This is a genomic window from Pseudomonas sp. Kh14, assembly GCF_900291005.1.
Classification (GTDB): Bacteria; Pseudomonadota; Gammaproteobacteria; order Pseudomonadales; family Pseudomonadaceae; genus Aquipseudomonas; species Aquipseudomonas alloputida.
Genome location: NZ_OLKJ01000014.1, coordinates 147344 through 162078, shown reverse-complemented (window position 1 = coordinate 162078; position 14735 = coordinate 147344). Strand labels below are relative to the sequence as shown.

Annotated in this window: 14 protein-coding genes; 7 read left to right on the top strand and 7 right to left on the bottom strand. The window is 63.6% G+C overall.

The window, feature by feature from the left end; genetic code table 11:
- Nucleotides 1-37: 37 nt before the first annotated feature.
- The 7 genes from wspF to FQ668_RS06905 all read right to left on the bottom strand — a co-directional run bounded on the left by wspF (nt 38) and on the right by FQ668_RS06905 (nt 8262).
- Nucleotides 38-1051 carry a Wsp signal transduction system protein-glutamate methylesterase WspF gene (gene wspF / locus FQ668_RS06935; protein ID WP_010952586.1) on the bottom strand — a complete coding sequence of 338 codons (1014 nt, stop codon included), beginning with the start codon at nt 1049-1051 and terminating at the stop codon, nt 38-40.
- Entirely contained in the window at nt 1048-3345 is a 2298-nt protein-coding gene (locus FQ668_RS06930) for a hybrid sensor histidine kinase/response regulator (protein WP_019436538.1), read from the bottom strand. Before FQ668_RS06930 ends, wspF begins: the two co-directional genes overlap by 4 nt.
- A complete protein-coding gene (locus tag FQ668_RS06925; RefSeq protein ID WP_003252198.1) occupies nt 3342-4007 on the bottom strand; it encodes a chemotaxis protein CheW in 666 nt (221 codons plus the stop codon). The genes FQ668_RS06930 and FQ668_RS06925 overlap by 4 nt, the downstream gene beginning before the upstream one ends.
- Nucleotides 4004-5278 (bottom strand): protein-glutamate O-methyltransferase CheR, encoded by a 1275-nt coding sequence (locus tag FQ668_RS06920; RefSeq protein WP_019436539.1) that lies wholly within the window; start codon nt 5276-5278, stop codon nt 4004-4006. The genes FQ668_RS06925 and FQ668_RS06920 overlap by 4 nt, the downstream gene beginning before the upstream one ends.
- Complete coding sequence (locus tag FQ668_RS06915) at nt 5275-5781, bottom strand: chemotaxis protein CheW (protein ID WP_014592175.1); 507 nt, start codon at nt 5779-5781, stop codon at nt 5275-5277. The genes FQ668_RS06920 and FQ668_RS06915 overlap by 4 nt, the downstream gene beginning before the upstream one ends.
- A gap of 5 nt (nt 5782-5786) precedes the next feature.
- Nucleotides 5787-7409 (bottom strand): methyl-accepting chemotaxis protein, encoded by a 1623-nt coding sequence (locus tag FQ668_RS06910; protein ID WP_014592176.1) that lies wholly within the window; start codon nt 7407-7409, stop codon nt 5787-5789.
- A 169-nt stretch (nt 7410-7578) separates the two neighbouring features.
- The gene (locus tag FQ668_RS06905) at nt 7579-8262 is read right to left on the bottom strand and encodes a tellurite resistance TerB family protein (protein WP_014592177.1); all 684 of its coding nucleotides are present in this window, start codon (nt 8260-8262) and stop codon (nt 7579-7581) included.
- Between the two features lie 216 nt (nt 8263-8478).
- Here FQ668_RS06905 and ydcS point away from each other — a divergent pair, with 216 nt between their 5' ends.
- The 7 genes from ydcS to FQ668_RS06870 all read left to right on the top strand — a co-directional run bounded on the left by ydcS (nt 8479) and on the right by FQ668_RS06870 (nt 14673).
- Complete coding sequence (gene ydcS / locus FQ668_RS06900) at nt 8479-9630, top strand: putative ABC transporter substrate-binding protein YdcS (protein ID WP_014592178.1); 1152 nt, start codon at nt 8479-8481, stop codon at nt 9628-9630.
- 148 nt (nt 9631-9778) lie between these two features.
- Entirely contained in the window at nt 9779-10810 is a 1032-nt protein-coding gene (locus tag FQ668_RS06895) for an ABC transporter ATP-binding protein (protein ID WP_014592179.1), read from the top strand.
- Nucleotide 10811: 1 nt separating this feature from the next.
- Nucleotides 10812-11723: an ABC transporter permease gene (locus FQ668_RS06890; RefSeq protein ID WP_019436540.1), complete on the top strand. Its 912-nt coding sequence runs from the start codon at nt 10812-10814 to the stop codon at nt 11721-11723.
- Nucleotides 11713-12519: an ABC transporter permease gene (locus FQ668_RS06885; protein ID WP_003252179.1), complete on the top strand. Its 807-nt coding sequence runs from the start codon at nt 11713-11715 to the stop codon at nt 12517-12519. The genes FQ668_RS06890 and FQ668_RS06885 overlap by 11 nt, the downstream gene beginning before the upstream one ends.
- 17 nt (nt 12520-12536) lie before the next feature.
- Nucleotides 12537-13961 (top strand): gamma-aminobutyraldehyde dehydrogenase, encoded by a 1425-nt coding sequence (locus FQ668_RS06880; RefSeq protein WP_014592182.1) that lies wholly within the window; start codon nt 12537-12539, stop codon nt 13959-13961.
- A gap of 128 nt (nt 13962-14089) precedes the next feature.
- Entirely contained in the window at nt 14090-14344 is a 255-nt protein-coding gene (locus tag FQ668_RS06875; RefSeq protein WP_076403670.1) for a type II toxin-antitoxin system HicA family toxin, read from the top strand.
- Nucleotides 14341-14673 carry a type II toxin-antitoxin system HicB family antitoxin gene (locus tag FQ668_RS06870; RefSeq protein ID WP_003252175.1) on the top strand — a complete coding sequence of 111 codons (333 nt, stop codon included), beginning with the start codon at nt 14341-14343 and terminating at the stop codon, nt 14671-14673. Before FQ668_RS06875 ends, FQ668_RS06870 begins: the two co-directional genes overlap by 4 nt.
- Nucleotides 14674-14735: the final 62 nt, after the last annotated feature.

The window sequence follows — 14735 nt, the reverse complement described above, 5'->3', positions numbered from 1 at the left end:
TCACTACCGGCCTGGCGGCGTGATTCAATACATTTCGTCATTTTGCGAAAAATTCAGTCAAGCGCCCGGCAATGCGTTCCAGCGGGCGAATTTCCACGGCGGCATCAATAGCCGCAGCAGCCTTGGGCATGCCGTACACCGCGCTGCTGGCCTGATCCTGGGCAATGGTCAGAAAGCCCTGCTGACGCATCAGCTTCAGGCCCTGGGCACCGTCGCGGCCCATGCCGGTGAGCAGCACGCCCACTGCATCACCATTCCAGTAACGTGCCACGCTCTCGAAGAACACATCGATCGAGGGCCGGTAAATTTCATTCACAGGTTCGGCAGTGTAGGCCAGTTGGCCATTCTGTAGCAGGCGAATGTGGTGGTTGGTACCGGCCAGGAGTACCTGCCCTGGCTGCGGCGGTTCGCCTTCACGGGCCAGGCGCACCGGCAGGCCTGCTGCGCTGCTGAGCCATTCGGCCATGCCTGCGGCAAACACCTGATCCACGTGCTGGACCAGCACGATGGCCGCCGGAAACGCTGCCGGCAAACCCTTGAGCAGCACTTCGAGTGCTGCCGGGCCACCCGCCGAAGACCCGATTGCCACCAACCCGCGGCGCTGGGAAGCCTCGCGCAGCGGTGCAGCCACCGACCTTGCGGCAGGTGCACGCTGCTGGCCGACCAGCCAGCCGATATTGAGGATCTTGCGCAGCAAGGGCGCCGCCGCTTCGCGGGCATCGCCAGCGCCCAACGCCGGGGTGTCGACCACATCGAGGGCGCCATGGCCCATGGCCTCGAATACACGGTGTACGTTCTGCTTACGGTCGACCGTGACGATAACAATGGCGCACGGGGTTTCGGCCATGATCCGCCGGGTTGCCTCGACACCGTCCATCACCGGCATGATCAGGTCCATGAGGATCAGGTCCGGTAACTGCTCGGTGCAGCGCTGCACCGCCTCGGCACCGTTACTGGCCACCCACACGACCTGGTGTGCGGGCTCCAGGGCGACCGCCCGGCGCAACGCTTCGACGGCCAGGGGCATGTCATTGACGATGGCGATCTTCATCCCTGAGCACCTCCGATCAGTTCCACAACAGCATCCAGCAACGCATCGTCGTGGAAACTGGCCTTTGCCAAATAGTAGTCGGCGCCGGCGTCCAGGCCACGCCGTCGGTCTTCCTCACGGTCTTTATAGGACACCACCATCACCGGCAATGACTGCAGACGCTGGTCGCGACGCACCAGGGTAACCAGCTCGATACCGTCCATGCGCGGCATGTCGATGTCGGTGATCAACAGGTCGAAGTCCTCGCTGCGCAGGGCGTTCCAGCCGTCCATGCCATCCACCGCCACTGCCACGTCGTAGCCACGGTTGCCCAGCAGTTTGCGCTGCAGTTCGCGCACGGTCAGCGAGTCGTCGACCACCAGGATGCGTTTGCGGACAGCGCCACGGGCTCCGCTGCTGCCGCGTTCGATGCGCTCCAGGCTGCCGGTGCTGAGCAGTTTTTCCACCGAGCGTAGCAAGTCTTCGACATCGACAATCAGGACCACCGAGCCATCATCGAGCAAGGCGCCGGAGGAAATGTCCTGCACCTTACCCAGGCGTGGGTCGAGCGGCATCACGACCAGCACCCGCTCCCCCACCAGCCGCTCCACGGCCACGCCATACAGCTGCTCGCGCTCACGAATCACCACTACCCGCAAGCTGGCTTCGTCGCTTTGCCCCGCCGGGCGATTGAGCAACTGGCTGGCCGCCACCAGGCCAATATGCCGGCCTTCGTGCCAGAAGTGCTGGCGCCCTTCAATCTGCACGATCTGTTCGGCGGTCACTTCCAGCGTGCGCTCGATATGCGCCAGCGGGAAGGCGTAAGCCTCCCCGCCCACCTCGACCACCAGGCTGCGAACGACCGACAGGGTCAGCGGCACCTGAAGATGGAAGCGACAGCCTTGCCCTGCCACCTGGGTCAACTCGATCGAGCCGCGCAGCTCGCGGATCAAGTGCTGCACCGCATCCAGCCCCACACCGCGCCCAGACACTTCGGTAACCTTGTCACGCAGGCTGAAACCGGGCAGGAACAGGAACGTCAGCAGCTCCGCCTCACTCATCCGCGCCACCGTGTCAGCGGGCGACAGGGCGCGCTCGACGATGCTGCTGCGCAGGCGCTCCAGATCGATACCAGCGCCATCGTCGATCAACTCCAGGCTGAGCATGCCCGCCTGGTGCGAAGCCCGCAGGCGGATCACACCCTCGTCCGGCTTGCCCGCCAGCAGGCGCCACTCGGGCAATTCGATGCCATGGTCGACGGCATTGCGCAACAGGTGGGTCAGCGGTGCTTCGAGCTTTTCCAGCACATCGCGGTCGACCTGGGTCTTCTCCCCTTCCACCACCAGCCGCACCGGCTTGCCCAGCGAACGGCCCAGGTCGCGGACCATGCGGCTTTGCCCGGTCAGCACGTCGGCAAACGGCCGCATCCGGCAGGCCAGGGCGGTGTCATACAACAACTGCGCACGCTGGCTGGCCTGCCAGCCGAACTCATCCAGGTCGGCCGCCTGCTGCTGCAGAATCTGCTGGGTCTCTGCCAGCAGGCGCTGGGTCTGTGCCAAGGCTTCGAGCACTTCGTTGCCCTGCCCCGTGTCTTCCAGCTGCATGCGCAAGCCGTCAAGCGCCTGCATACCTTGGCCGTGCATGCGCTTGAGGCGCTGCAGGGTAGCCAGATAGGGCTTGAGCCGCTGGGTTTCCACCAACGACTTACTGGACAGGTCAAGCAGGCTATTGAGGCGGTCGGCAGTGACACGCAGTACCCGCTCGGCACCTTCGCCAGCGCGCTTGCCAGCCTTGCGCCGCAGGGCGGGTTCGGGCTCTGGTTCCTGCGTTTCGGCTGGCATTACCACGGGTGCAGGCGGCAGGGTTGCCAGCGGCGGCTCCGGCGGCACGGATGCAGCCAGCGGCACCACAGGCATGGCAGAGGCGCCCGGGTCGAGCAGGCTGGCCATTTGCGCAAGAAACACCGGCAAGGTCGCCTGCGCACCTGCATCGCCGGGTGTGGCAATACGCATCAACAGGTCGGTACCTTGCAACAGCGCGTCAATATGCTCGGCGGTCAGCCGCAGTCGACCTTCCTGGGCCGCCACCAGGCAGTCTTCCATCACGTGGGCGACACTGACGCCAGCATCCACCCCGACAATGCGCGCAGCCCCCTTGAGCGAGTGGGCAGCGCGCATGCAGGCCTCGAGCTGGTCGGCCTGGGTGGGGTTGCGCTCCAGTGCCATCAGGCCGGCATTGAGTACTTGGGTCTGCGCCTCGGCCTCCAGGCTGAACAGTTCGAGCAACGATGCGTCGCGCATTTGCTCTGGGGTCATGACAGGCTCCGCTGCACGGCAGACAGTAAGTGTTGATCGTCCAGAACCCGCACGCTGCGGCCGCGCCACTGCAAGACTGCGGCGGTGAAGCGTGTGGCGTCCCGGCCACTGCCCAGCAACTGCGGGTCGAGCCGGTGAATACCGTCGATTTCCTCGACAGCCATCACCACCGGCCCGCCTTCGGCGGCCAGAATCAGCATACGTGGCATCGCCCGTGCGCTGCGTTGCTCGGTGGAGCCGGCCTGCACCCCGAGCAAGTCAGCCAGGGACAGGCACGGCACCAACGCACCGCGTACATTGGCAACCCCATGCAGCAGCCGCGAGCGCTGGTGCGGCAATGAATGCACCGCCTGCAACGGGGCGATTTCGGCCAGGCAGGCGGTAGCCAGCGCCAGCCACTCTTCGCCCAGACGGAACAGCAGCATCGAGCGACCGGTGTTTTCCGCGTCCGGCTGCACAGCTGCAGCCTGGTGCTCCTGCACCAGCGCATAGCGGTCGAGCAAACGCGTGGCCGCAGCGGCATACACCTCGCAATTGCGGCAATGAACATGCCGCTCCAGCAGCGGGCACTGCTTGTCGCCGCGCACGCCAATGCGGTTCCAGCAGTCGTCGATATGCGCGTCATCTTCGGCGAGCAACTGCATCGCGGATTCACTGTTCATCGTTCAGACCCCCGGCCAGCCCGCGCCGCGCGCTCCTGAAGGCGCCGAGCGCCGGCCAGATCACCCTGGGCCGCCAGCAAGGCGGCCAGGTGCACCAGTGCCTCGGGGTGCTGTGGTTCCAGGTACAGGGCCTTGCGATAGTGGCTCAGCGCCTGCTGCGCATCGCCTTCGGTATCACTGAGCAAACCCAGCCAGTAGTACACCTGTGCCGACGGCGGGTACTGGCTCAGGTAGCGCTGGCATTCGCTACGGGCCTGCTCGCTGGCACCGGCATTGGCCAGCCGGGCAATGCCGGCCAGCAACTCGCTGGCTCCCTCGTGGCGGTGCTCGCGGACTGGCGCTGGCCTGGCCGCCACCGGCAGCACACGCAGCGAACGAGGCAACGGCACACTGGGCTGCGGATAAACCGGTGCGGGCAACGTCGTGAACGCCCGCTTGCCAGGTTGGGCGGGTGCCGCCGCCAAGGGGGCGCTGTCGCCTTCATGACGCACATAGGCAAACGACTGGGCGATCCCCAATGGACGCATGCCCATGCGTGCCAGCAAGCTGCCTTCGGCCGGGCCGATGAACAGCACACCCTGCGGATGCAGCAAGCGCTTGAGCACTTCGAATACACGCTGTTGTGTCGGTACGTCGAAATAGATCAAGAGGTTGCGACAGAACACGAAGTCATACAGGCCGTCGCGGCTGGCCAGCGCCGGGTCAAGCACATTGCCCACCCGCAGGCTGACTTGCTGGCGTACCCGCTCATGCAGGCGGTGGCCTTCGTCCAGAGCATCGAAGTAGCGCTCGCGAAAGCCCAGTTCGCTACCCCGGAACGCATTGCGCCCATACACCGCCTGCACGGCCTTGGCTACTGAACTTGGGCTGATGTCCATTCCATCGACAAGGAATGCCCCAGGCGCCATGCCGGCGTCAAACAAGGCCATGGCCAGCGAATAGGGCTCCTCGCCGGTAGAACACGGCAGGCTGAGCAATCGCAGCGGGCGCGCGCCAGCCAGTTGAGCCAGCCGTTTATGGGCCAGGCTGGCCAGCGCAGTGAAGGATTCGGGGTAACGGAAAAACCAGGTTTCCGGGACGATCACCGCTTCGATCAGCGCCTGTTGCTCATCTGCCGACTGCTGCAGGCGCAGCCAGTAATCGTCCAGGTCCATCGCGCCCGCAGCCACGCAACGTTGGCGCAGCGCGCGTTCGACCATGGGCGCGCCCACCGACTCCACGTCCAGGCCAATACGCTCGCGCAAGTAGCGGAAGAAACGCTGTTCGTTCATGTTGGCATCCCTGTCGGGTCTTGCGTGTACAGCAATTCGTGCACGGTGTCAGGCAGCAGGTCATTGACTTCGATGCGCTGCAGCAGGCCTTGGGCATCCTGGCGCACCGGGCCCAGATAAGGCGCATCGCCTGTGTCCACCCCATAGGGCTGAAACTCGTCCGGTTGGCAACGCAGGGTTTCGGTGGCCTGCTCCAGGATCAGGCCAAGCTGCAGGCCGCCTCGATAGTGCACCAGCACCAGGCGGGTGCTGGTGCGTTGCACCGCCGGCTGGCCAAAGCTCAAGGCGGCAAGGTCGATGACCGGTACCAGCTGGCCACGATGGGCGAGGATACCCGCGACCCAGGCAGGTGCCTGGGCGATCGGCTTGAGCGGCTGACGCGGCAGCACTTCGATCACCTCGTGCACGCTCAGGGCAAAACGCTGCGCTCTGATGCGAAACTGCAGGTACAACGCCCCCTTGGCGTTCTCCGCCCACGCCGCGCGCGGTTGCAAGTCGTTCATCGCGGTCAGACTTTGAAGCGCGAAACGCCGCCACGCAGGCCCGCAGCCACCTGGCTCAGCTCATCGATGGCATAACTGGCCTGGCGCAGCGACTCGACAGTCTGGGTGCTGGCATCGCTGAGCTGGGCCAGCGCCTGGTTGATCTGCTCGGCACCGGTGGCCTGGGCCTGCATGCCTTCGTTGACCATCAACACGCGCGGCGCCAAGGCCTGCACCTGGTGAATGATCTGGCTGAGTTGCTCGCCCACCTGTTGCACCTCGAACATGCCGCGGCGCACTTCTTCGGAGAACTTGTCCATCCCCATGACACCGGCCGACACTGCCGACTGGATCTCGCGCACCATTTGCTCGATGTCGTAGGTGGCCACGGCGGTCTGGTCGGCCAAGCGGCGCACTTCGGTCGCGACCACGGCAAAGCCGCGGCCATATTCACCGGCCTTTTCCGCTTCGATGGCGGCGTTGAGCGACAGCAGATTGGTCTGGTCGGCAACCTTGACGATGGTTACCACCATCTGGGTGATGTTGCTGGCTTTCTCGTTGAGGATACCGAGCTTGGCATTGACCAGGTCGGCAGCGCCCATCACCTGGTGCATGGTCTCTTCCATGCGTGCCAGGCCCTGCTGCCCGGAGCCAGCCAGACTGGATGCCTGATCAGCAGCCGTGGTCACTTCGGTCATGGTGCGCACCAGGTCCCGCGAAGTCGCGGCGATTTCCCGCGAGGTGGCGCCGATTTCGGTGGTGGTGGCGGCCGTCTCGGTGGCGGTGGCCTGCTGTTGCTTGGAGGTGGCGGCAATTTCGGTGACCGAAGTGGTCACCTGCACCGACGAACGTTGGGCCTGGGCCACCAGGTTGGCCAGTGCCTCGGCCATTTCGTTGAAGCCGCTTTCGATGGCACCGAATTCGTCCTTGCGATCCAGGCTCAGGCGCATGCTCAGGTCACCGGAACGCAGCTTGTCGAGGGCATGCACGATACGCTGCATGGGCGCTGTGATAGCGCGCAGCAGCAACAGGCCGCAGATGCCGGCAGCGACGATTGCCAGCAGCAGTGAGACCACCATGCTGCCCTTGGCCGTGTTGACTGCATTGACGATATCGTTGGTGGCGGCATCGGCAGAGGCCCGATTATTCTCGATCACTTCATTCAGGTGCTCGCGCCCATCCTTCCAGGCCGGAGTAAGCACCTCGGTGATCAGCCGCTGGGCCTCGTCGTAGTTGCGCTGACCGTAGGCATCCAGCACCTGTTTGACGATCTTGAGGTAGCTTTCTTCCAGTTGCACGAAGCTGTCAAATCGGGCCTGGTCGTCTTTGTCCTGGATGGTGGCCTGGTAGCTGGCCATGTATTGCTTCAGCCGATTATCGAAGCTTCTGAACAGTTCCAGGTCGGCCGAAGTGATTTCACGATGGTTGGACAGGCCCACCAGTTGCTGGCTGGTGACGTAGCTGTCAACCCAGGCGCTGCGGATCATCGAACTGTAGTAGACGCCGGGAATGCTGTCGGTCCCCACCGCCTCTTCGGCGGTTTCGATAGTCACCAACCGCGAGTAGGCGGCCACGATCATCAGCAGCATGATGGCGATGATCACGGCGAAACTTGCCAGGATCCGTTGGCGCAAGGTCCAGTTCTTCACATTCAGCCCTCAGGAATTCACAACGAGCGGGAAAAATCGCCGAAGTATAGCCCAGAGGTCTTACGGTTTATCGGACGAAATGCGCGGATTGGGTAAAAGCTGGCAAGGCTTGCCGTGACATTTTCCGCGCTCGGTTCGACAAGCGCAGAAAATGTCCTGATAAGCGCTGCTACTGCGCAACCGCCTCTCTCACCTGGGCCTCCAGCTCCTGGCGCAATCCCGGGTCCAGCCGCAGCTGGCGTGCCAGCTCGTCCAGGTAGGCACGCTCCATGAAGTTTTCCTGATCGACCATCATCACGCTGGCCAGGTACATCTCGGCAGCCATCTCCGGCGTTTGCGCAGCGCGGGCCACTTCGGCCGGGTCCAGCGGCTTGTTCAGCTCGGCATGCAGCCAGTGCTGCAATTCGCGGTCGCTGTCCAGGCGCGTGAATTCGCCCTCGATCAACGCCCGCTCGCGCTCGTCGATATGCCCATCGGACTTGGCCGCCGCCACCAGGGCACGCAGTACCGCCTGGCTGTGCTGCTCGGCCTGCGCCGGCGGCAGGCGGTCGATGGTTTGAGGCTCGGCTGCGGCCCCGCGCTGGTTTGCCTGCCAGTTGCCGTAAGCTTTATAAGCCAGCACCCCCAACGCGGCGAGGCCGCCGTAAGTCAGGGCTTTGCCACCGTACTTGCGGGCCTTCTTGCTACCCAGCAACAGGCCCAGAGCGCCCCCACCCAGCAGGCCGCCCCCTGCCCCGGACAATAACCCGCCCAACCCGCCCGAAGGGCTGCCAGGCTTGGCGGCGCCCCCCTGCTTTTCGAGCAGTTGCTGGCCGGATTTGAGGAGTTGATCGAGCAAGCCGCGGGTGTTCATTCGCGTGTCTCCACGTAAGAAGATTCAAACGCCAGAGTAAGGCTTGGCGGAGCACACGCCATGCAGGGATTTGCTTCAGGATGTTGCGTTAGCGGGCAAAAAGCCAACTAGACTCGATATCGCCAATACCTCGCACTCACGCACTACGCTTATAACGATTGTTTCACTGCTTGCCTCATGACTGCCCGAACAAGATCGCCAAGAAGAGGGAACACCATGTCAGTGCACAAGACCGCATTGCTCGGCGCCACCACTTGCGCCTTGCTGGCCAGCGCCAGCCTGCAGGCCGCCGAAACGCCCAAGGCCCTGGGGGACGGCGAGGGGCGCCTGGACATCGTCGCCTGGCCCGGTTACATCGAACGCGGTGAAAGCGACAAGGCCTACGACTGGGTGACCGGTTTCGAAAAGGAAACTGGCTGCAAGGTCAGCGTGAAAACGGCCGCCACCTCGGACGAGATGGTCAGCCTGATGACCAAGGGCGGCTATGACCTGGTCACCGCCTCGGGCGATGCATCGCTGCGGCTGATTGCAGGCAAGCGCGTACAGCCGATCAACACTGCCCTGATCCCCAACTGGAAGAGCATCGACCCGCGCCTGCAGAACGGTGGCTGGTATGTAGTCGACGAGCAGGTGTACGGCACGCCGTACCAGTGGGGGCCAAACGTGCTGCTGTACAACACCGACACCTTCAAGCAGGCCCCCACCAGCTGGAGCGTGGTGTTCGAGCCGCAGAACCTGCCCGACGGCAAGCCAAACAAGGGCCGCGTGCAAGCCTACGACGGGCCGATCTACATCGCCGATGCAGCGCTGTACCTGAAGTCGGCCAGGCCCGAACTGGGCATCAAGGACCCGTACGAACTGAACGAGGCACAATACAAGGCTGTGCTGGAACTGCTGCGCCAGCAGCAACCGCTGATCCACCGCTATTGGCATGACGCCACGGTGCAGATGAGCGATGTGAAAAACGAAGGCGTGGTTGCCTCCAGCTCCTGGGGCTACATGGTCAATGGCCTCAAGGCCGAGAACCAGCCAGTGGCCTCGACCATTCCCAAGGAGGGCGCGACGGGCTGGGCCGACACCACCATGCTGCACGCCGAGGCCAAGCACCCCAATTGCGCCTACAAGTGGATGGACTGGTCGTTGCAACCTAAGGTGCAAGGCGATGTGGCGGCCTGGTTCGGCTCGTTGCCGGCTGTGCCGGCGGCGTGCACCGGCAGCGAGCTGCTGGGGGCCGAGGGCTGCAAGACCAACGGCTTCGACAACTTCGACAAGATTGCCTTCTGGAAAACACCGCAGGCCCAAGGGGGCAAGTTCGTGCCTTACAGCCGCTGGACCCAGGACTACATTGCGATCATGGGTGGTCGCTGAGGTTGCCTGAATGCCTGTAGCGGCCTTTTCCCGGGCAAGCCCGTTCCCCCAGGTTCTTCACCGCCTGCAGGGGTGGTGCGTCCTGTAGGAGCGGGTTCACCCGCGAAGAGGCCGGCACAGGAGAACCCTTGTTGTCCGGAGTCCACGCATGCCCCTAGCCGTCCAGTTCACCCAGGTTTCCCGCACCTTCGGCGAGGTCAAGGCCGTCGACCAGGTCAGCATCGACATCATCGATGGCGAGTTCTTTTCCATGCTCGGCCCTTCCGGCTCGGGCAAGACCACCTGCCTGCGCCTGATCGCAGGCTTCGAGCAACCCTCCAGCGGTTCGATCCGCATCCAAGGGGTCGAGGCCGCTGGCCTGCCGCCCTATCAACGTGACGTCAACACCGTGTTCCAGGACTATGCGCTGTTCCCGCACATGAACGTGCTGGAGAACATCGCCTATGGCCTGAAGGTAAAAGGCGTGGGCAAGGCCGAACGCCACAGCCGCGCCGAAGAAGCCCTGGCCATGGTGGCCCTGGCCGGCTATGGCGCGCGCAAGCCGGCACAGCTGTCTGGCGGCCAGCGTCAGCGCGTGGCCCTGGCCCGGGCGTTGGTCAACCGGCCGCGGGTGCTGCTACTGGATGAGCCACTGGGCGCGCTGGACCTGAAATTGCGCGAACAGATGCAAGGCGAGCTGAAAAAGCTGCAACGCCAACTGGGCATCACCTTCATCTTCGTCACCCACGACCAAACCGAAGCGCTGTCGATGTCTGACCGGGTCGCGGTGTTCAACCGCGGCCGTATCGAACAGGTCGACACCCCGCGCAACCTGTACATGAAGCCCAGCACAACCTTCGTCGCTGAATTCGTCGGCACGTCCAACGTGGTGCGTGGCGAGCTGGCCATGCAGCTCAACGGCAGCCCTGCGCCCTTCTCCATCCGTCCCGAACACATTCGCCTGGGCGACCCGGTAGTGACCAGCCATGAGGTACAGGTCAGCGGCGTGCTGCGTGATGTCCAGTACCAAGGCAGCGCCACACGCTACGAACTGCAGCTGGAAAACGGTCAACTGCTGGCAGTAAGCCAGGCCAATGACCGCTGGCAAAAGCAGGTGCAGGCCTGGCAGCCCGGGCAACGCCTGCAGGCGCACTGGCCCCGCGAGGCCATGACGGTGCTGCAGGAAACCGAGGGCCGCTGACATGAGCACACTGCGCACCCTATCCAACCTGCTGTACCGGCGCCCCAACCTGTACCTGGCACTGCTGTTGATCCCGCCGCTGACCTGGTTCGGCGCGATTTACCTGGGCTCGCTGCTGAACTTGCTGTGGCAGGGCTTCTATACCTTCGACGACTTCACCATGGCGGTGACCCCGGACCTGACCCTGGGCAACTTCGCCGCACTGTTCAACCCGTCGAACTTGGACATCATCCTGCGCACCCTGGGCATGGCGGTGGCGGTGTCGCTGGCCAGCGCGGTACTGGCTTTCCCCATCGCCTATTACATGGCGCGTTACACCAGCGGCAAGACCAAGGCGTTTTTCTACATCGCGGTGATGATGCCGATGTGGGCCAGCTACATCGTCAAGACCTATGCCTGGACCCTGCTGCTGGCCAAGGGCGGCGTAGCCCAGTGGTTCGTCCAGCAGTTGCACCTGGATGGCCTGCTGCAGGCGGTGCTGGCCGTGCCGGGCGTGGGCGGCAGCACGCTGTCGACTTCGCACCTGGGGCGCTTCCTGGTGTTCGTGTATATCTGGCTGCCGTTCATGATCCTGCCGATCCAGGCCTCGCTGGAACGCTTGCCACCGTCGCTGCTGCAGGCTTCAGCGGACCTGGGTGCCCGGCCAGGGCAAACCTTCGTGCAGGTGATCCTGCCGCTGTCGATCCCCGGCATCGCCGCCGGCTCGATCTTCACCTTCTCGCTCACCTTGGGCGACTTCATCGTGCCGCAGTTGGTCGGTCCGCCCGGCTACTTTATCGGCAGCATGGTCTATGCCCAGCAAGGGGCGATCGGCAACATGCCGATGGCCGCCGCGTTCACCTTGGTGCCCATCGTGCTGATCGCGGTATACCTGGCCATCGTCAAGCGCCTGGGGGCTTTCGATGCACTCTGAAAAAGCGTCTGCAGGGCTGCGCCTGGCGGCGTGGGGCGGCTTGCTGTTCCTGCACTTCCCGATCCTGATCATCTTCCTGTACGCCTTCAATACCGAAGACGCGGCGTTCAGCTTTCCGCCCAAAGGCTTTACCCTGAAGTGGATCGACGTGGCCTTCGCCCGGCCCGATGTGCTTGAGGCAATCAAGCTTTCGCTGCAGGTGGCTTGCCTGGCCACATTGATCGCACTGGTGCTCGGTACGCTGGCCTCGGCGGCGCTGTACCGGCGCAGTTTTTTTGGCAAGGAAAGCATTTCGCTGGTGCTGATCCTGCCCATCGCCCTGCCAGGCATCATCACCGGCATCGCCCTGCTCTCGGCGTTCAAGACGCTGGGGATAGAGCCCGGGGTGTTCACCATCGTAGTCGGCCACGCCACGTTCTGCGTGGTGATCGTCTACAACAACGTGATCGCCCGCCTGCGGCGTACCTCGCAAAGCCTGATCGAAGCCTCGATGGACCTTGGCGCCGACGGTTGGCAGACCTTCCGCTACATCGTCCTGCCCAACCTCGGCTCGGCGCTACTGGCGGGCGGCATGCTGGCCTTTGCCTTGTCGTTCGATGAAATCATCGTCACCACGTTCACCGCCGGCCACGAGCGCACCCTGCCGATCTGGCTGCTCAACCAGCTCAGCCGCCCGCGCGACGTACCCGTGACCAACGTTGTCGCCATGCTGGTGATGCTGGTGACCATGCTGCCGATTCTTGGCGCCTATTACCTGACCCGTGGCGGCGATAGCGTCGCGGGCGGTGGCAAATGACCCTGGAGGAGCCCCCGATGCAAACGCAGATGCTGATCAATGGCCAGCTGGTCGCTGGCCAAGGCCCGGCCTGGACCGTGCTCAACCCGGCGCTGGGCACTGCCCTGGCGCAGATCAACGAAGCCAGCGAAGCCCAGGTGGACAGCGCCGTGCGCGCTGCCGACCAGGCCTTCGACAGCTGGTCGCAAACCAGCCCTAAAGAACGTTCGCAGGCCTTGCTGGCGCTGGCCGACGCCATCGAAGCCCATGGCGATGAACTGGCCCGGCTGGAATCACAGAACTGCGGCAAGCCCCTGAGCGCTGCACTGAACGACGAGATCCCGGCGATTGCCGACGTGTTCCGTTTCTTTGCCGGTGCTGCGCGCTGCCTGGGCGGCTCGGCGGCTGGCGAGTACCTGCCGGGCCACACCTCGATGATCCGCCGCGACCCGTTGGGCGTGGTGGCTTCCATCGCGCCGTGGAACTACCCGCTGATGATGCTGGCCTGGAAGATCGCACCGGCCCTGGCTGCCGGCAACACCGTGGTGATAAAGCCGTCCGAGCTGACGCCGCTGACGGCCCTGCGCCTGGGCGAACTGGCCCAGGACCTGCTACCACCCGGGGTGCTGAACATTCTCTTCGGCCGCGGCCAGACGGTCGGCAACCCGTTGATAACCCACCCCAAGGTGCGCATGGTGTCGCTGACCGGCTCGATCCCCACCGGCGCGCACATCATCAGCGCCACCGCCGACAGCGTGAAACGCATGCACATGGAGCTGGGCGGCAAGGCGCCGGTGCTGGTGTTCGATGACGCTGACATCGATGCCGCCATCGACGGCATCCGCACCTTCGGCTTCTACAACGCTGGCCAGGACTGCACCGCAGCCTGCCGCCTGTATGTGCAGGACGGGATCTACGAGCGCTTCGTCGAACGCCTGGGTAAAGCCGTAGCCAGCCTCAAGCCGGGCCTGCAGGAATCCGAAGAAACCGAGCTGGGGCCACTGATCAGCGCCCAGCACCGCGACAAGGTCGCCGGGTTGGTGCAGCGGGCCATCGCCCAGCCGCACATTCGTCTGGTAACCGGTGGCAAGCCAATAGCGGGCGATGGCTTTTTCTTCGAGCCTACCGTGCTGGCCGACGCCCTGCAGGACGACGAGATCGTGCGCAACGAAGTTTTTGGCCCGGTGGTTTCGGTCACCCGCTTCACCGATGAAGCGCAGGCACTGGAATGGGCCAACGACTCCAACTACGGCCTGGCCTCATCGGTATGGACCCGCGACACCGGCCGCGCCCACCGCCTGGCGGCGCGCTTGCAGTACGGCTGCACCTGGGTGAACACCCACTTCATGCTGGTCAGCGAAATGCCCCATGGCGGGCAGAAGCATTCGGGGTATGGCAAGGACATGTCGATGTATGGGCTGGAGGACTACACCTGTGTGCGGCATGTGATGATCAAGCACTAAGTGCTCGCGTTGACCGAGGGGCTTGAATGCCCCTCGGCCAACGTCTCAGAATTTTCCTTCAACCGTGATCTACTCCCTCCTACTGCACGTTCATTGAGCTCTCTTGACTGGTATCATAATCTGATACCATGAATAATCATCAGCAAGCCACACTTGAAGCATTACTTAAAAGGCCGGTTCCCAGAACACTGGAGTGGGCGCGGGTGGAGTCTCTGCTGGTATCGCTGGGTGCCAGGGTCATAGAAGGAAGAGGATCACGGGTTCGCTTTGAACTCAATGGAGCAGTGGCAACCTTCCACCGCCCTCATCCGGACAGGCACGCCAAGCCCTATCAACTAAGAGACGCCCGCCAGTTCATTGAGCAGGCAGGAGTATTACCATGAATGTAATGACTTACCGCGGATACGCCGCTCGTATCGAATACAGCGACGAAGACCAGTTGTTGATCGGCCATGTCGCCGGTATTCGCGACGTGATAGGTTTTCATGGCGAATCGATCAGTGAGTTGCGCCAGGCATTTGAAGAAGCCGTTGACGATTATCTTGAGACTTGCGAACGCCTTGGGCGGGAACCGCAGAAAACGTATTCCGGCAAGCTCAGCCTACGCCTTGAGCCTACCCTTCACGCCAGTGTGGCGGCCAAGGCGGAGCTGGCCGAAAAAAGCATCAACCAATGGGTAAGCGATATTCTCAGCAAGGCTGCCTATAGCTGAACCCTGGGCCGCTTTGCGGCCCTTTCGCGAAACACGGCCACTCCTGCAAGGGCCGCGCAAGG